This is a genomic window from Phycicoccus sp. 3266, assembly GCF_031456495.1.
Taxonomy (GTDB): domain Bacteria; phylum Actinomycetota; class Actinomycetes; order Actinomycetales; family Dermatophilaceae; genus Pedococcus.
On sequence record NZ_JAVDUW010000001.1, the window covers coordinates 166,682 to 183,904 of the forward strand.

Here is a 17,223-nt window from a genome sequence, read left to right on the forward strand (position 1 = left end):
TAGGGGTGGCCGCGCCGTGGACCGGCATCGGTAGCGTGGCCGCCATGACCGCCACCGCAGACCGCGTCGCTGCCCTGCTCGCCCGCCAGCCCGTGCTCGACGGGCACAACGACCTGCTGTGGGAGGCGCGCGAGAAGGTGCGCTACGACTTCGACCGGCTCGACGTGGGCGCGGGCGGCACGCCGACCCACACCGACCTGCCCCGGCTGCGCCGCGGCGGCGTGGGGGCGCAGTTCTGGTCCGTCTTCGTGCCTGCGTCGCTGGCCGGCGACGACGCGGTGAGCGCGACGCTGGAGCAGGTCGACGCGGGGCACCAGATGGTGGCCCGGTATGCCGACGAGCTGGCCTTCGCACGCACGGCCGCCGACGTGCGTGCGGCCTGGGAGTCGCGCCGGATCGCCTCGCTGCTCGGCGCCGAGGGCGGTCACTCGATCAACAACTCCCTCGCGACCCTGCGGATGCTGCGGGTGCTGGGCGTCGGGTACATGACGCTCACCCACAACAGCAACGTGGACTGGGCCGACTCGGCCACCGACGAGCCGGTGCTCGGTGGCCTGAGCGCGTTCGGCGTCGAGGTGGTGCGCGAGATGAACCGGATCGGCATGCTCGTGGACCTCTCGCACGTCTCCCCCGACACGATGCGGGACGCCCTGCGCGTGGCCGAGGTCCCGGCCATCTTCAGCCACTCCTCCGCCAAGGCGGTCTGCGACAGCCCGCGCAACGCCCCCGACGACGTCTTCGAGGCGCTGCGCGACAACAACGGCGTGTGCATGGTCACCTTCGTCCCGACCTTCGTGAACCCGGACGCGGCCGCCTGGCGGGAGGAGCTGAACGCCGCCGCCGCCGAGCAGGGCGTCACCCCAGCCGACGCCGACGCGTACTCCGCCTTCTACGACGCGTACAAGGCCGAGCACCCGACGCCGAAGGCGACACTGGCCGACGTCGTCGCCCACGTCGAGCACGTCCGCGAGGTCGCAGGTGTCGACCACGTGGGGCTCGGGGGCGACTACGACGGCGTGGCCGAGCTGCCCGAGGGCCTGGAGGACGTCACCGGCTACCCGCGGCTGCTCGAGGCGCTCGCCGACCGCGGCTGGTCCGACGAGGACCTCGGCAAGCTCACCAGCGGCAACATCCTGCGCGTCATGGAACAGGCGGAGGAGGGTGCCCGGGCCCTGCAGGAGCAGCGCGGCCCCAGCCTCGCCACGATCGGCGAGCTGGACGACGGCCCGGGGGTCAGTTCCGCCAGCGCGTGATGGTCAGGCCCACGACGCGGGCGATGATGAGCGCGACGTACATGACGCCGGCCACCTGCTCGATGATCACGACGGCCCGGGCGTGCGGCAGGACGGCCGTGACGTCGGAGAGGCCGACGCTGGTCAGGTTGGCGAACGACAGGTACAGCAGCTCCAGGAAGCTGCGGGTGCCCTCGCCCTGGTAGGCGACGAAGGACCCGGGGTACACGATCTGCAGCGCCATGTAGAGGTAGGCGAACATCCACGAGACCACCGTGAAGTTCGCGCCGACCGCGAAGATCTCGTCCCGCGTCACCCAGGTGTCGTCGAACAGGTAGCGGATCAGGCCGTAGCCCGTGTAGCCGTAGAAGGCCGCGTGCAGCAGCGCCGACCACAGGAGCACCGTCTCGTTGTCGGGCACCAGGCCCTCGGCCACGGTCAGCGCCACCACCGGGACGCCGATGACGACGGCGACCCACGTGAGGGCAGGCGTGGCGCGCACGGCATACACGGCGACGAGCAGGACCAGGACGCCGAAGATGCCGATCGCCGTCCGACCGCCGGGGGTGTCGCCGAAGAACGGGTACGCGAGCACCGCCACGAGCTGGGCCGTGAGCAGGACCCCGCTCGGGTGCCCCTTGACGTCCTGGAACCACGCGCGCATGGCCCCACCCTAGGGACTGGAGCCTCGCCCACGCGGACACCGAACCCGGCGCGGACCGACGGTGGTCAGGCGCCGGGGTCGACGAGCCGGTAGCCCTGGCCGGGCTCGGTGAGCAGGTAGCGCGGCGCCGCGGGGTCGGGCTCGAGCTTGCGGCGCAGCTGGTTGGCGTAGACACGCAGGTAGTTGGACTCGCGCCCGTACCCCGGCCCCCACACCTCGCGCAGCAGGTCGCGCTGCGGCACGAGGTGGCCGGCGTGCCGGGCCAGCACCTCCAGCAGGCTCCACTCGGTCGGCGTCAGCCGCACCGGCGCACCGCCGGCCAACGCCCGGCGCTCGGCGAAGTCGAGCTCGAAGTGGGCCGTGCGGAGCGGCGGCAGGGTCGACGGAGTGCTGCCGTCGTTCCGGCGCAGTGCGACCCGGATCCGCGCCAGCAGCTCGTCCATCGCGAACGGCTTGGTGACGTAGTCGTCGGCGCCGAGGTCGAGCGCCTCGACCTTGTCGACGGAGTCGGTGCGGGCCGACAGCACGATGACGGGCACGTCGAAGGAGTCGCGGATGCGGCGCAGCACCTCCACGCCGTCGAGGTCGGGCAGCCCGAGGTCGAGGATGACGACGTCCGCCCCGCCGTCGTGCAACGCCTGCAGCGCACTGCGGCCGTCGCCGGCGGTCTCGACGGCGTACTCGCGGGCCCGCAGGTTGATCGCGAGGGTGCGCAGCAGGTGCGGCTCGTCGTCGACCACCAGGACCCGGCTCACACGTCCATCCTGTCAGGGCGCGACCGGGGCAGCTCGACCACGACGGTGAGGCCGCCGCCGGGCGTGTCCTCGGCGCCGATCGTGCCCGCCATCGCCTCGACGAGCCCGCGGGCCACGGCGAGCCCGAGGCCGACGCCGGTGCCCCTCGGGGCGTCGCCGTACCGCTGGAACGGCGCGAAGATCGCCTCCTTGGCGCCCTCGGGCACGCCCACCCCCCGGTCGACGACCCGCAGCAGCACCCGGTCCGCGGTCGCCGACAGCGCGACGACGACCTCACCGGTGGAGTGGCGCAGGGCGTTCTCGAGCACGTTCGCGAGCACGCGGTCGAGCAGGCCGGGGTCGGCGAGGGCCGGGGGCATCTCGGGGTCGGCGGTGAGCCGCACCCGCTGCCCCTCCGGCAGGGTCGCGGCCGCGGTGGCGACGGCCGCGTCGAGCAGCACCGGCCCGGTGCGGGGCACGACGGCACCGCTCTGCAGGCGCGACATGTCGAGCAGGTTGGTGACCAGCCCCGTGAGCCGGTCCGTCGACTCCTCGATCGTCTCGAGCAGGTCGGCACGGTCCGCCTCGCCGAAGACGACGTCCGGCTGGCGCAGGCTGGACGCCGCCGCCTTGATGCTGGCCAGGGGTGTGCGCAGGTCGTGTGACACCGCAGCGAGGAGCGCGGTGCGGGCGCGGTTGTCCTTGGCCAGCGCCCGGCCCTCGTCTGCCAGCCGGACGAGCTCTTCGCGGCGCAGGATGGCGCCGGCCCGCTCGGCGAACGCCGACACGAGCCGTCGGTCCTGCGCCGACACGACCCGGCCGAGCAGGACGAGCGAGGTGGTGTCGTCCACCGGCGCCCGCACCGACGCGTCGCGGACGGCGTCGACGTCGAACCCGGCGGTGGCCGCGAGCACCTGCCACGGGTCGCGGACGGTCGGCCGGCGGACCACCGCGGCGGACGCGACCCCGAAGAAGTCCACGACCTGGCGCAGCAGGGCCGGCAGCTGGTCGCGCTCGGCGAGCAGCGACTCGGCCGAGGTGGCCAGGGCGGCGGCCTCGCGCTGGGCCTCGCGCGCCGCGGCGGCCCGGCGCTCGCTGACGTGGACCACCGACGAGACCGCGACCGCGACGAGCAGGAAGACGGCGAGCGCCACGAGGTTCTGCGGGTCGGAGATGGTGAGGGTGTGGACGGGTGGCGTGAAGAACCAGTTGATCGTGGTGCTGCCCAGCACCGCGGCCGCGACGGCGGGCCAGACGCCGCCGACCAGGGCGGTGACCACGGTGAGGAGCAGGAAGAGCAGCACCTCCAGCGGCAGGTCGTGCCAGCCGGGCGTGAGGTGCAGGAGCGCGGTCAGCGCCGCCGTGCCCACCACGGCGAGCGCCCACCCGAGGGCCGTGCGGCGGCGCCCGAGCTCGGGGCCGAACCGCCACGGCGCGCGCACCGACCGGGTGAGCTCGTGCGTCACGAGGTGCACGTCGATCTCGCCCGCGCCCTCGACGACCTTCTGGCCGACGCCCGGTGACAGGACCTCCTGCCAGCGCCGTCGCCGTGACGCCCCGATCACGATCTGCCGTGCGGAGACCCCGCGTGCGAACTCGAGCAGTGCCGTGGCGATGTCCTCGCCCTTGACCGTGTGGAACGTCCCGCCCAGCTCGACGGTCATCCGCCGCAGCTCGTCGAGCTGCTCCAGCCTGGCGTCGACGAGCCCGTCCGGCGGCGTGACGTAGACGGCGAGCAGCTCGCCGCCGGCGCCGCGGGAGGCGATCTGCGCGGCCCGGCGCAGGAGGGTCCGTCCCTCGGCGTCGCCGGTGAGCGCCACCACCACCCGCTCCCGGGTCGGCCACGGCTCGGTGATGCCGCGGTCGGAGCGGTACCGATCCAGCCCCTCCTCGACGCGGTCGGCCAGCCACAGCAGCGACAGCTCGCGCAGGGCGGTCAGGTTGCCCTCGCGGAAATAGTTGGCGAGGGCCGCGTCGACCCGCTCGGCGGCATAGACGTTGCCGTGCGCCAGCCTCCGCCGCAGAGCCTGCGGCGACATGTCGACGAGCTCGATCTGGTCGGCCCCGCGGACCACGTCGTCGGGGACGGTCTCCTGCTGGCGCACCCCGGTGATGGACTCGACGACGTCGTTGAGCGACTCCAGGTGCTGGATGTTGACCGTCGAGATGACGTCGATCCCGGCCGCCAGGATCTCCTCGACGTCCTCCCACCGCTTGGTGTGCGCGCTGCCGGGGACGTTGGTGTGGGCGAGCTCGTCGACCAGGACGACCTGGGGCCGCCGGGCGATGACGCCTTGCACGTCGAGCTCGGTCAGGGTCGCGCCCCGGTGCTCGACCGCGCGCCGCGGCACCTCCTCGAGCCCCTCCAGCAGCGAGGCGGTGTGCGCCCGGCCGTGGCTCTCGCAGACGCCGATGACGACGTCGGTGCCGCGGTCGCGTCGGCGGTGGCCCTCGGAGAGCATGGCGACGGTCTTCCCGACGCCCGGTGCGGCGCCGAGGTAGACCCGCAGCACTCCCCTGCTCACCTGCCGATTGTCTCCAACGCGAGGTTCAGCTCGAGGACGTTCACCCGGGGCTCGCCGAGGAAGCCCAGGACGCGCCCCTGTGTGTGCTGCTCGACGAGGCGGCCGACGGTCGCGTCGGGCAGTCCGCGGGCCGCCGCGACGCGGTGCACCTGCGCCGCCGCGTCGGCGGGTGAGATGTGCGGGTCGAGCCCGCTCGCAGAGGCCGTGAGCGCGTCCGCCGGGGCCGCGGTGCCGTATGCCGTCCGGTATGCCGCCGCCCGCCCGCGCACCGCCTTCACCTGGTCGGCCGAGGAGGCGGCGAGGTTCGAGCCCCCGCTCGTGCCACCGGCATACGCGCTGGTGGACGGGCGGCCGGTGAACCAGCGGTCGCCCCGGAAGTCCTGCCCCAGCAGGCTCGAGCCGACCACGACGCCGTCGCGTCGTACCAGTGAGCCCTCGGCCTGGCCGGGGAACGCGACCCGTCCGACCCCCCACACGGCCGCCGGGTAGAGGACGCCGAGCAGGGCGGTGAGGACGAACAGCCTGCGTGCGGAGGCGATGAGCTGGCGCGTGGTGGAGGTCATGGTCAGGCCAATCCGGGGAGAAGGGAGACGACCAGGTCGATCGCCTTGATGCCGATGAAGGGGGCGACGACGCCACCCACGCCGTAGACGAGCAGGTTGCGCCGCAGGAGGGCGGCTGCGCTCGACGGCGTGTAGCGGACTCCCCTGAGCGCCAACGGGATCAGGGCAACGATGACGAGCGCGTTGAAGACGACGGCCGAGAGCATGGCCGACTCGGGCGAGTGCAGCCGCATGACGTTGAGCGCGTCGAGTCCCGGGAAGAGCCCGACGAACATCGCCGGGATGATCGCGAAGTACTTCGCGACGTCGTTGGCGATCGAGAACGTCGTCAGCGCCCCGCGGGTGATGAGCAGCTGCTTGCCGATCTCGACCACCTCGATGAGCTTGGTCGGGTCGGAGTCGAGGTCGACCATGTTGCCGGCCTCCTTGGCGGCTGCGGTGCCCGAGTTCATCGCGACACCGACGTCGGCCTGGGCGAGCGCGGGCGCGTCGTTGGTGCCGTCGCCGGTCATGGCGACCAGCCGGCCACCCTCCTGCTCGGCCCTGATCAGCCGCATCTTGTCCTCGGGCGTCGCCTCGGCGAGGAAGTCGTCGACCCCCGCCTCGGCCGCGATCGACTTGGCCGTCAGGGCGTTGTCGCCGGTGATCATCACGGTGCGGATCCCCATGCGGCGCATGACGTCGAACCGCTCGCGCATGCCCGGCTTCACGACGTCCTTGAGGTGCACGACCCCCAGGACGGCCGCTGGGAGCGGCCCGGCCTGCCGGGCGACGACCAGCGGGGTGCCGCCGTCGCCGCTGATGGCGTCGACGACGACCTGCGCCTCGGCCGGCACGCTTCCGCCCGTCTCCTCGACCCACGCCCGGACGGCCGAGCCCGCGCCCTTGCGGATGCGCGTCCCGTCGGGCAGGTCGACACCGGACATCCGGGTCGTCGCGCTGAACTCGACGAACTCGGCGCCGTCGAGGGCGAGGGCCTCCGCGGTGCGTCCCCCGTCCACGCCGTATGCCGTGTGGGCCAGGTCGACGATCGACTTCCCCTCCGGGGTGGCGTCGGCGAGCGAGGACAGGTGGGCCGCGTCGGCCAGCTCGTGGGCCGAGGTGCCGGCCAGGGCGCGCAGGTCGGTGGCGCGGCGGTTGCCGAACGTGATGGTCCCGGTCTTGTCGAGCAGCAGGGTGGACACGTCACCGGCGGCCTCGACCGCCCGGCCGGACATGGCAAGGACGTTGCGCTGCACGAGCCGGTCCATGCCCGCGATGCCGATGGCCGACAACAGCGCGCCGATCGTGGTCGGGATGAGGCAGACGAGCAGGGCCACGAGGACGACGACCGGCTGGGGGCGCCCGGAGTAGGCGGCGAGCGGCTGGATCGCCATCACGGTGACGAGGAAGACGATCGTCAGGGTGGTCAGCAGGATCGTCAGGGCGATCTCGTTGGGGGTCTTCTGCCGCTCGGCGCCCTCGACGAGCGCGATCATCCGGTCGATGAAGCTCTCCCCGGGGCGGGTCGTGATGCGCACGACCACCTCGTCGGAGAGCACCGTCGTGCCGCCGGTGACGGCGCTGCGGTCGCCTCCCGACTCGCGGATGACCGGCGCCGACTCGCCGGTGATGGCGGACTCGTCGACGGTGGCCACCCCCTCGACGACCTCGCCGTCGCCGGGGACGACCTCGCCGGCCGACACGACCACGACGTCGCCCACGGACAGCTCGCTCCCGGGCACGGTCTCGATCGAGCCGTCGGGCCGGCGCCGGCGCGCGGTGGTCTCGCGCTTGGTCGCGCGCAGGCTCGCCGCCTGGGCCTTGCCGCGGCCCTCGGCGACGGCCTCCGCGGCATTCGCGAACAGCACCGTCGCCCAGAGCCACCCGGCGACGGACCACGCGAAGGTGCTGGGGTCGACGGCGGCCAGGACGGTGGTGAGCACCGAACCGACCCAGACGACGAAGATGACGGGCGCGCGCCACAGGTGGCGGGGGTCGAGCTTGGCGACGGCCTGCGCGGCCACGGTGGACAGGGGGACGGTCATGACAGGGCCTCCGCGACGGGACCGAGGGCGAGCGCCGGGAAGAAGGTGAGCCCGGCGACGATGACGGCGATGCCGGTCAGCAGCCCGACGAACAGGGGGGTGTGGGTGGGCATGGTGCCTGCGGTCGCCGGGCGTGGGCGCTGCTCGGCGAGCAGGCCGGCGAGCCTCAGGACGAGCACCAGGGGTACGAACCGGCCGAGCAGCATGCAGGCGGCGAGCGTCAGGTTGTACCAGGGCGTGTCGGCGGTCAGCCCGGCGAACGCGCTGCCGTTGTTGTTGGCCGCCGAGGCGTACGCGTAGAGCACCTCGGTGAGGCCGTGCGGCCCGGTGGCGAGCATCGTCGACCGGGGCCCGGGCATCGCCAGGGACAGCCCCGCGAAGACGAGGACGAGCACCGGCATCACCAGCACGTAGAGCGCCGCGCAGGTCATCTCCTGGCGCCCGACCGTCTTGCCGAGGTACTCGGGGGTGCGGCCGACCATGAGCCCGGCGACGAAGACCGAGATGAGCGCGATGACGACGATGCCGTACAGGCCCGAGCCCACACCGCCCGGCGAGACCTCGCCCAGCACCATGTTGGTGAGGACCACACCACCGCCGAGGGGGCTGAAGCTCTCGTGCATCGAGTTGACCGCGCCCGTCGAGGTGCTGGTCGTCGAGGCCGCGAACAGGCTAGAGGCCCAGACACCGAAGCGCTGCTCCTTGCCCTCCATCGAGCCGGTGACCGCACCGCTCGCGTGGACCTCCGCCCACGTCGTGAGCGCGACGCCGGCGCCCCACAGCGTGGCCGCGAAACCACCCAGGGCCCAGCCCTGGCGCCGGTCGCCGACCATGAGGCCGTACGTGCGGGTGAGGGCGAACGGCACGACGAGGAGCAGAAAGACCTCGAGCAGGTTGGTGAGGGCGTTCGGGTTCTCGAACGGGTGCGCCGAGTTGGCGTTGAAGTAACCGCCGCCGTTGGTGCCGAGCACCTTGATCGCCTCCTGGGAGGCGACCAGCCCGCCGCGGACGACCTGGTGGGCGCCGGACGGCCCGGTCACGGTCGTCGGCGCGGAGAGGTTCTGCACCACTCCCCCGGCCAGCAGGACGATCGCCGCGACGAACGACAGGGGCAGCAGGACGCGGACGACACCGCGCACGAGGTCGACCCAGAAGTTGCCGAGGTCGTGGCCTGCCCGGCGGGTCAGGGCCCGGATGAGCGCGACTGCGACCGCCAACCCGACGGCGGCGGACACGAAGTTCTGGACCGTCAGCCCCAGGGTCTGGACGACCGGCGTCGCACCCACCTCACCGGCATACGACTGCCAGTTGGTGTTGGTGACGAAGGAGATCGCGGTGTTCACCGCGGTCGTCACGCCCATGCCGGCGGCGCCCTGGCGCAGCGGCAGGTGGGTCTGGACGACGATGAGCAGGAAGAGGGCCACGATGCCGGCGACGGAGAACGCCAGGACGCTCGTGGCGTACGCCCGCCACCCCTGCTGCGAGTCGGGGTCGACCCGCACCGCGCGGTAGACGAGCCGCTCGACCCGCCAGTGGCGCGTGTCCGTGAAGACGCGCGCCATCCACGCCCCGAGGGGGTGGTAGGCGATGGCGAGGAGGGCGACGAGCAGGGCGATGGTCAGCAGGCCGCTGACGGCGTCCGACATCAGAAGCGCTCCGGGCGGACCAGTGCGTAGACGAGGTACGCGAGGAGGGCGGTGCCGACGACTCCGGCCACGAGGTTCTCGATCACGCTGCCAGTCAAGGGCCGCCCGCGCCCACCGGACGCGGCCTTGACGGGCTGCTGACGGGCGTTGACGCGATCTTGACGGCCTACGTGACCGGGGACCGTCGTGGGCCGTGGTCCCGGCATCAGGAAGGCGTCAAGACCCTTGACCGGCAACGAGATCCGGGCGCGTCATGGTGGTGTGCAGATCGACGAGCTCCTGTCCTCGCGACGGACCCTGGTCGCGGTCGTGGCCGCGGTGGTCCCCTTCGCGCTGTGCGCCCTCCTGGCCGCGACCGGGCGTCCCGTGCCCGACGCCAGCGCGGTCGTCGGGCTGGCGCTGCTCATCGTGGCGGCGTCGGCGACCGGCCTGCGGTCGGCCGGCCTCAGCGCGTCGGTCTCCAGCGCGGTCGGCTTCGACTACTTCCTCACCCGGCCCTACGAGAGCCTGGCGATCCACGACGCCGAGGACGTGCAGGTCGCGGTCCTGCTGCTGCTCGTCGGGTTCGCCGTCAACGAGCTCGCCCTGTGGGGCCAGCGCCAGCGCGCCGAGCTGGGGCGCGAGCGCGGCTACCTCGACGGCGTCATGGCCACGGCCGAGGCCGTCGCCGCGCCGGGCGAGGCCTCCTCACCGGTGACCGCCGCCGTCGCCTCCCGCATCCGCGACGTGCTCCACCTCGACGCCTGCGAGTACCACGCCTCCGAGCACCTCCCCGGCGGACCCGTGCTGGGCCGGGACGGTTCGGTGACCCGCTCGGGGATCGCGCTGGACGTCGACCGCAGCGGGCTGCCGATCGACGAGGTGGTGCTGCTGCCCGTGCAGGCGGGCGGCCGACAGCGTGGCTACTTCGCCCTCACCGCGGCCTCACGGGTCGCCCGCCCGACGCAGCAGCAGCGCCGGGTGGCCGTCCTGCTGGCCGACCAGCTGTCGGGCCTGCTCGGCGTCAGTCGCTGACGGCGACGAGCCGTCCGCGCAGCGTCAGCGCCGCGGTGACCGCCGCCAGGGAGGCGGTGACGGCCATGACCAGGGCCATCGGCACGGCCGAGCCGGACCCGAGCAGCCCGATCACCGGGGCCGCCGCGCCGCCGATGACGAACTGCGCGGCGCCGAGCATTGCCGCTGCGGTGCCGGCCGCCTCGCCGTGGCGGGTCAGCGCCAGAGCCGGCGTGTTGGGCAGCGTGAGGCCGCAGGCGAAGAGGATCAGCCACAGCGGCACGAGCACGCTGACGAGGCCGCCGACACCGGTGGCCGCGCCGGCGAGCAGCGCCAAGGCCGCGAGGGTCGCGATGCCGACGCCGAACCGCACGAGCACCTGCGGCTCGAACCGGCGCAGCAGCACCGGGTTGAGCTGCGAGCCGGACAGGAAGCCGATCGAGTTGAGCCCGAACGCGAGCCCGAACTGCGCGACCGTGAGGCCGTAGATGTCCTGCAGCACGAAGGACGACCCGCCGATGTACGAGAACAGCGTCGCGAACATCAGACCGCTGATCAGCGTCAGCCCGATGAAGGTGCGGTCCCGCAGCAGCGACCCGTACGTGCGCAGCACCTCGCGCGCCGCCAGCGGCCGGCGCCGCTCGGGCGGGAGCGTCTCGCGCAGCGCCAGCGCGGCGATGGTCACCAGCACCACACCCGCGATGGCGAGCAGGACGAACACCCCGCGCCACGACGTCTTCTGCAGGATCGCGCCACCGAGGGTGGGCGCGAGCACCGGCGCGAGGCCCATGACGAGCATGAGCCGCGAGAGCATCGTCGCCGCCGCGTTCCCCTCGAACCGGTCCCGCACGATCGCCATCGAGACGACGGCGACCGAGGCGTTGCCCAGGCCCTGCAGCACGCGGCCCACGGTCAGCAGCTGGATGGTGGGGGCGAACGCCGAGAACAGCGACGCCGCGATGTGCAGCGCGATGCCGGCGATGAGCGGCCGGCGGCGGCCCACCGCGTCGGAGAGCGGCCCGACGAGCAGCTGCCCGAGGCCCATCCCGAGCAGGATGCCGGTGAGCGTGGCCTGCACCGCAGTCTCCGACGCCGACAGGTCCCGCGTGATGGACGGCAGCGCCGGCAGGTAGGTGTCGATCGTCAGCGGCCCGATGGCGATGAGGGCGCCGAGGACGAGGACGAACCGGACGTATGCCGCGCCGGTGGGCTGCTCCTGCCCGACCACCTCCACAGCGGGCGGGTGGTCGAGTGCTGCGTCGGTCACGGTCTCGGGGGCTGCGGTCACAGGGGTCGCAACGACCGCAGGCCCGCGATCCATTCCGGAGCCGTCCTCCGTCTCAGGCTGCGAGCACGAAGTGCCACCCCAGCCACCACCAGACCAGGAGCAGGACCAGCTGCCCCGCCCGGGTGCGTGCCACGTGCCGGACCACGTCGGCCACCCGCGGCAGGACGTCGGGGCGCTGCCGCCCGACCAGAGCCGCGGCGACGAGGCACCCGGCCAGCACCAGGTACCCCGCTGCCGTCAGGGCGCGCGACGTCACGGCCTGCTCCCCCGCTCCGTGAGGACGCGCACCAGCGCCCACCCGACCAGCACCCAGACCACCGTGACGGCGACCCGCACGGGACGTCCGTCCAGGGTCGGGTCGACCAGCGCGCTGATGGTGGGGTGGTCCGCATTGTCCGTCCGGGCGTCCGGCTGGCTGAGGAAGTCGGCGAGCTCGAGCAGGCACCCCGCCAACAGCGGTAGGGCCCAGACCCAGGCGCGGCGCGTCGACGTCCTGGGGACCGGTCCCCCTGCCCCGGCCCGCAGCACGAGGACCAGTACGAGCGCCCCTACGACTGCGAGGGCGAGCTGCACAGCGGCGGACGTCCGTGGCTGCACGGCCACCACGAGCCCCAGGAGACCTGCGGCCGCAGGGCCCGACCAGGGCCGGGAGAGCCACCACGGCGGCCTGCGGCTAGGCCGGTCGTGGCGCAGCAGCACCAGCATCAGCACCGAGGTGCCGAGGAAGACCGCGACGTCCACGACGTTGGCCCGCACGAGGTGCACCACGGTCGCGCCCAGCACGATGCCGAGGGCCGGACCGGGCCGGGCCCGGGGACGCCCAGGCGGAGACTCAGTCCCGGCCAGTGAGCTCCCAGGCGTCCTGCGACTCCTCGACCTCCTCGACCCCGGCGAACTGCGCCGCGACGGGGTCGTTCGCATACCGCGGGTCCGCGGCATACGCACCGGTGGGCACCTCGCCCGTGGAGTCCTCGGCGGCCTCGGCGTCGAAGACGGGCTCGGGGTCCGGCACCTCCTCGCCACGCATCAGCGCGAGGGTGGTGGGCAGGTCGTCGGGCTTGACGAGCACGTCGCGCGCCTTCGAGCCCTCGGACGGCCCGACGACACCGCGGGACTCGAGCAGGTCCATGAGCCGCCCGGCCTTGGCGAAGCCGACCCTCAGCTTGCGCTGCAGCATCGACGTCGAGCCGAACTGCGTGGTGACGACGAGCTCGGTCGCCTGCAGCAGCAGGTCGAGGTCGTCGCCGATGTCGTCGTCGACCTGCTTCTTCGCCGCGACAACGGTGACGTCGTCGCGGTAGTTCGGCTTGAGCTGGTCGGTGACGTGCTTGACGACCTGCTGGATCTCCGACTCCGTGACCCAGGCGCCCTGGACGCGCATGGGCTTGCTCGCACCCATGGGCAGGAACAGCGCGTCACCCTGGCCGATGAGCTTCTCGGCACCCGGCTGGTCGAGCACGACGCGGCTGTCGGCGAGGCTCGAGGTCGCGAACGCCATCCGGCTCGGCACGTTGGCCTTGATGAGGCCGGTGACGACGTCGACGGACGGGCGCTGCGTGGCCAGGACGAGGTGGATGCCGGCGGCGCGCGCCAGCTGGGTGATGCGGACGATCGACTCCTCGACGTCGCGCGGGGCGACCATCATCAGGTCGGCGAGCTCGTCGACGATCACGAGCAGGTACGGGTACGGCTGGATGACCCGCTCGCTGCCCGGCAGCGGCTTGACCTTGCCGGACTTGACCGCCTTGTTGAAGTCGTCGACGTGCTTGTACCCGAACTGGGCGAGGTCGTCGTAGCGCGTGTCCATCTCGCGCACGACCCACTGCAGCGCCTCGGCGGCCTTCTTGGGGTTCGTGATGATCGGCGTGATGAGGTGCGGGATGCCCTCGTAGCCGTTGAGCTCGACACGCTTGGGGTCGACCAGCACCATGCGCACCTCGTCCGGGGTGGAGCGCATGAGGATCGAGGTGATCATCGAGTTGACGAAGGAGGACTTGCCGGCGCCGGTGGCACCGGCGACGAGCAGGTGCGGCATCTTCGCGAGGTTCGCCACGACGTAGCCGCCCTCGACGTCCTTGCCGACCCCCATGACCATGGGGTGCTCGTTGCTGCGGGCCGCCTGGCTGCGCAGGACGTCGCCGAGGCTGACCTTCTCGCGGTCGGTGTTGGGGATCTCGATGCCGATCGCGGACTTGCCCGGGATCGGGGACAGGATGCGGACGTCGGCCGAGGCGACGGCATACGCGATGTTCTTGGAGAGGGCGGTGACGCGCTCGACCTTGGTGCCGCGGCCGAGCTCGACCTCGTACCGGGTCACGGTCGGGCCACGCGTGAAGCCGGTGACCTGGGCGTCGATGTCGAACTGCTCCATGACCTGGGTCAGGGCCTCGACGACGCGGTCGTTGGCGGCACTGCGGGTCTTGTGCGGCGAGCCGGGCTCGAGGATCGCGTTGTCGGGCAGCGTGTAGGTGACGTCGCCGGCGAGCGCCAGCTGCTCGACGCGCTGCGGCAGCGGCGTGGTCGGGGGCGCCTCCAGCGGGGCCTTGACCTCCACGGCCGGGCTCTGGGCCGCGCTGCCGGGCGTCTTCTCGCCGGCCGGCGACAGGACACCGGGCGCGGTGGGCCGCTTCTGCCCGGGGCGCAGACGCTTGCCGTCCTTGTCGACGAGCGCGGCCTGCTCGAACGCCTCGTCCCCCTCCATCGGCCCCTCGGGCTCGGGGCGGCGCCGGCGGCGGGGCTTCTCCGCGACGGGCTCGGCCACCGGCTCCTCGAGGTGCTCGCGGTGCAGCAGGTGGTCGCGCAGCTCGGAGAGCCGCTCGGGGATCATGTGGACCGGGGTGGCGGTCATGACGAGCAGGCCGAAGAAGCCCAGCATGAGCAGGATCGGCACCGTGCCGTAGACCGAGACGGCCGCCTCGAGCGGGCTGGAGGCGAGGAAGCCGATGATGCCGCCGCCGTCGCGCATCGCGTCGGCGCCCTGCGGCGGCTCGGGCACCCCGGCGGCGACGTGGGTCAGGCCCGACGCGGCGAAGGCGAGGGCGCCCATCCCGATGCCGATGCGCGAGTTCGCCGCGCCCTCCTGAGGGGCGCGCAGCAGGCGGACGCCGAGGAAGAGCAGGGCCAGCGGCACGGCATACGCGACGCGGCCGAAGGTGCCGGCCACGACGGCGTGGATGACGTCGCCGACCGGGCCCTGGAAGGACCACCACTCGCGCGCGGCGACGACGATGGCCAGGCCGAGCAGGAGGAAGCCGAACCCGTCACGACGGTGCTCGGGCTCGAGGTCGCGGGCGCTGGTCCCGACGCGGCGGACCGCGCCCCCGGCGACGTGCGCCATGCCCATCCAGGTGCCCCGCAGCGCGCGCAAGGGCAGCGGGAGGCCACCGCCCTTGGGCGCCTTGCCCTTGCCGCGCGCGGCAGCGGTGCGCGGCGCCGCCCCGCGCCGGTTGGCCGGGCGGGTTGCGGTGCTCCGGCCGCTCGAGGAGCGCGTGGAGGTGGACGGACGTGTCGCCATGCTCCGCAGGGTACGCGACCGTCCCACCGGACACACGCGTCACACGCACCCCGTGGCCAGACATTACGCCCCGGGTCCCTCCCCCGAACGGGTGAGCGGGCGGTCTCCACTTCGGTCCGCACCTGCGCCGCCCCGTTCCCCGGTGGGGGTGACGGGTGCCACGCTTCGTTCTGCGTCTGGCGGGGCCTGCGCCGGCGGACCGACCACGAGTTCGCCGGCGCAGGGGCCCCACGGCCCGGCGGGGCGCCTCCGCCCCGGCTCGGAGCATCCACCGGACGGACGGCCTGTCTCGCATCGCGGGAAGCTCCGGGCCGCGGTGGCCCGGACCGGCCCGCCCCGGCTACCGTCGACGACCAAGGTCATGAGTGTCAGCGTCAAGCCCCGGCTCGCTGACCAGCAACCCTCCTCCGCGGTGGGGTGCTCCGGGTGACGACCGGGCCGGCTGCGCCCGCTGCCGGCAAGCGCGGACCCGCGAGCGCCGGGTCCCACCGGACCCAGGAGGCCCTCGCATGTCGATCGCGACCACCGACTCCCACCGTGACGCGGACCCCACCGCCGCCCGCCGCAGCGCGCCCCTCGCGCACGCCCGCGGCCAGCACCTGCGGCCCGTGCCGGACGTCCGGACGACCGGGTCGTCGCCGCTCGGCGAGACCGGCGCCGTCCCGGCCGTCGTGTCAGAGCGGCTGCTGGTCCCGACGCTGACCGGGGTCGTCGACTACGCGAACTTCGACCACGCGGCCTCCACCCCGGCGCTGGTGAGCGTCAAGCAGGCCGTCGACACCGCGCTGCGCACGTACTCCTCGGTCCACCGGGGCAACGGCTGGGCCTCGCGCGTGACGTCGTCGTGGTACGAGCAGGCGCGGGCCGAAGTTGCCGCCTTCGTCGGGGCGCGGGAGGGCGACGAGGTCGTCTTCACCCGCAACAGCACCGACTCGTTCAACCTGCTGGCGCGATGCCTCCCCCGCGACACGTCCGTGTTCGTCTTCGAGTCCGAGCACCACGCGGCGCTGCTGCCCTGGTCCTCGCGGCGGACCCACCGCCTGCCCGTGCCCGGCAGCGCGGCCGACGCCGCCGTCCTGCTGCGAACGGCCCTGCGCGAGCACCCGTCTCGCAACCGGCTGGTCGTCCTCGCCGGCGCCTCGAACGTCACCGGCGAGGTCTGGCCCGTCGCCGAGCTCGCGCGGATCGCCCGCCGGGCGGGGGCCCGGGTCGTCCTCGACGCCGCCCAGTACGCCCCGCACCGCACCGTCGACCTCGCGGCCCTGGACGTCGACTGGGTCGTGCTGTCGGGGCACAAGCTGTACGCGCCGTTCGGCACCGGCGTGCTCGCCGGGCGCGCGGACTGGCTGGATGCCGCCGCGCCCTACCTCGCCGGTGGTGGTGCCACCAAGGCAGTGACGGACCGCGGTGTCGTCTGGCAGCAGGGCGCCGCCCGGCACGAGGCCGGCAGCCCGAACGTCATCGGCGCCATCGCCCTCGCCGCGGCCTGCTCGGCCCTGCGAGCCCACCGCGACGCCGTCGAGGCCCACGAGAGCGCCCTGGGCCGTCGGCTGCTCGAGGGCCTGGCCGCCGTCGAGGGCGTGCAGACCTACTCGATCTTCGGTCCCGACCACGAGCGGGTCGCGGTCGCGACCTTCACCGTCGACGGGCTCGACTCCTCGCTCGTGTCGACGGCGCTGTCGGCCGAGCACGGTATCGGGGTCCGCGACGGCAAGTTCTGCGCCCACCTGTGCGTCGACGCGCTGCTCGACGACGTGGACGAGGAGGCGCCGACGACCGCGGTGAGGGCCAGCGTCGGCCTGGCGACGACGGCCGAGCACGTCGAGCGGCTGCTGTCCGCGGTGGCCGAGCTCGCCGCGAACGGTCCCGCCGCCGAGTACGTCCACGGCCCGTCGGGCTGGGCCCCCGTCGAGGACCCGCGCGCCCTCGACGTCGCCCGCCCCTGGTAGCCGGCACACGCCGCGCCCTCCCCGGCCGCCCGGTATACCCGCCGGGCGCCCCCGGCCGCGCGCGGTCACCCCCGCTGCGGCTACCCGC

General features: G+C 73.5%; 14 protein-coding genes and 1 riboswitch. Of the genes, 3 read left to right on the top strand and 11 right to left on the bottom strand.

The features are described from left to right. Positions 1–44 precede the first annotated feature (44 nt). Positions 45–1,253 (top strand): dipeptidase, encoded by a 1,209-nt coding sequence (locus J2X64_RS00825; protein ID WP_310148239.1) that lies wholly within the window; start codon positions 45–47, stop codon positions 1,251–1,253. On the opposite strand, the gene J2X64_RS00830 is transcribed toward J2X64_RS00825, so the two are convergent. The 7 genes from J2X64_RS00830 to kdpF form a co-directional block, all read right to left on the bottom strand. After that, positions 1,234–1,896, bottom strand: coding sequence for an ion channel (locus tag J2X64_RS00830; RefSeq protein WP_310148242.1), 663 nt, complete (start codon positions 1,894–1,896; stop codon positions 1,234–1,236). The genes J2X64_RS00825 and J2X64_RS00830 overlap by 20 nt on opposite strands. A 65-nt stretch (positions 1,897–1,961) precedes the next feature. After that, on the bottom strand, positions 1,962–2,651 hold the full coding sequence (locus J2X64_RS00835; RefSeq protein WP_310148247.1) for a response regulator transcription factor: 690 nt from the start codon (positions 2,649–2,651) through the stop codon (positions 1,962–1,964). Beyond that, positions 2,648–5,155, bottom strand: coding sequence for a DUF4118 domain-containing protein (locus J2X64_RS00840; RefSeq protein WP_310148251.1), 2,508 nt, complete (start codon positions 5,153–5,155; stop codon positions 2,648–2,650). Before J2X64_RS00840 ends, J2X64_RS00835 begins: the two co-directional genes overlap by 4 nt. Beyond that, on the bottom strand, positions 5,152–5,718 hold the full coding sequence (gene kdpC / locus J2X64_RS00845; protein WP_310148253.1) for a potassium-transporting ATPase subunit KdpC: 567 nt from the start codon (positions 5,716–5,718) through the stop codon (positions 5,152–5,154). The genes J2X64_RS00840 and kdpC overlap by 4 nt, the downstream gene beginning before the upstream one ends. A 2-nt stretch (positions 5,719–5,720) precedes the next feature. After that, the gene (gene kdpB / locus J2X64_RS00850; RefSeq protein ID WP_310148255.1) at positions 5,721–7,745 is read right to left on the bottom strand and encodes a potassium-transporting ATPase subunit KdpB; all 2,025 of its coding nucleotides are present in this window, start codon (positions 7,743–7,745) and stop codon (positions 5,721–5,723) included. After that, positions 7,742–9,391, bottom strand: a complete 1,650-nt coding sequence (gene kdpA / locus J2X64_RS00855; protein ID WP_310148256.1) for a potassium-transporting ATPase subunit KdpA — start codon at positions 9,389–9,391, stop codon at positions 7,742–7,744. Before kdpA ends, kdpB begins: the two co-directional genes overlap by 4 nt. After that, positions 9,391–9,489, bottom strand: coding sequence for a K(+)-transporting ATPase subunit F (gene kdpF, locus J2X64_RS00860; protein WP_310148259.1), 99 nt, complete (start codon positions 9,487–9,489; stop codon positions 9,391–9,393). The genes kdpA and kdpF overlap by 1 nt, the downstream gene beginning before the upstream one ends. Positions 9,490–9,616: 127 nt before the next feature. On the opposite strand from kdpF, the gene J2X64_RS00865 reads away from it, so the two are divergent. Next, positions 9,617–10,405, top strand: coding sequence for a DUF4118 domain-containing protein (locus J2X64_RS00865; protein WP_310148262.1), 789 nt, complete (start codon positions 9,617–9,619; stop codon positions 10,403–10,405). Here the strand turns inward: J2X64_RS00865 and J2X64_RS00870 are convergent. The 4 genes from J2X64_RS00870 to J2X64_RS00885 form a co-directional block, all read right to left on the bottom strand. Continuing rightward, complete coding sequence (locus J2X64_RS00870) at positions 10,395–11,651, bottom strand: multidrug effflux MFS transporter (RefSeq protein WP_310148264.1); 1,257 nt, start codon at positions 11,649–11,651, stop codon at positions 10,395–10,397. The genes J2X64_RS00865 and J2X64_RS00870 overlap by 11 nt on opposite strands. A 73-nt stretch (positions 11,652–11,724) precedes the next feature. Beyond that, positions 11,725–11,928 (bottom strand): DUF6186 family protein, encoded by a 204-nt coding sequence (locus tag J2X64_RS00875; RefSeq protein WP_310148268.1) that lies wholly within the window; start codon positions 11,926–11,928, stop codon positions 11,725–11,727. Next, a complete protein-coding gene (locus J2X64_RS00880) occupies positions 11,925–12,455 on the bottom strand; it encodes a hypothetical protein (RefSeq protein ID WP_310148271.1) in 531 nt (176 codons plus the stop codon). The genes J2X64_RS00875 and J2X64_RS00880 overlap by 4 nt, the downstream gene beginning before the upstream one ends. Positions 12,456–12,504: 49 nt before the next feature. Then, entirely contained in the window at positions 12,505–15,186 is a 2,682-nt protein-coding gene (locus J2X64_RS00885) for a DNA translocase FtsK 4TM domain-containing protein (protein ID WP_310148274.1), read from the bottom strand. 357 nt (positions 15,187–15,543) lie between these two features. Then, positions 15,544–15,656, top strand: a riboswitch (SAM riboswitch). 39 nt (positions 15,657–15,695) lie between these two features. On the opposite strand from J2X64_RS00885, the gene J2X64_RS00890 reads away from it, so the two are divergent. Then, on the top strand, positions 15,696–17,135 hold the full coding sequence (locus J2X64_RS00890) for an aminotransferase class V-fold PLP-dependent enzyme (protein ID WP_310148277.1): 1,440 nt from the start codon (positions 15,696–15,698) through the stop codon (positions 17,133–17,135). The last annotated feature ends 88 nt before the right edge of the window (positions 17,136–17,223 follow it).

Excerpts from the sequence above, each read along its gene's own strand:
- J2X64_RS00825 (WP_310148239.1), top strand. The coding sequence starts at position 45 with ATGACCGCCACCGCAGACCGCGTCGCTGCCCTGCTCGCCCGCCAGCCC.
- J2X64_RS00830 (WP_310148242.1), bottom strand. The coding sequence starts at position 1,896 with ATGCGCGCGTGGTTCCAGGACGTCAAGGGGCACCCGAGCGGGGTCCTG.
- J2X64_RS00885 (WP_310148274.1), bottom strand. The coding sequence starts at position 15,186 with ATGGCGACACGTCCGTCCACCTCCACGCGCTCCTCGAGCGGCCGGAGC.
- kdpC (WP_310148253.1), bottom strand. The coding sequence starts at position 5,718 with ATGACCTCCACCACGCGCCAGCTCATCGCCTCCGCACGCAGGCTGTTC.
- kdpA (WP_310148256.1), bottom strand. The coding sequence starts at position 9,391 with ATGTCGGACGCCGTCAGCGGCCTGCTGACCATCGCCCTGCTCGTCGCC.
- kdpB (WP_310148255.1), bottom strand. The coding sequence starts at position 7,745 with ATGACCGTCCCCCTGTCCACCGTGGCCGCGCAGGCCGTCGCCAAGCTC.
- J2X64_RS00890 (WP_310148277.1), top strand. The coding sequence starts at position 15,696 with ATGTCGATCGCGACCACCGACTCCCACCGTGACGCGGACCCCACCGCC.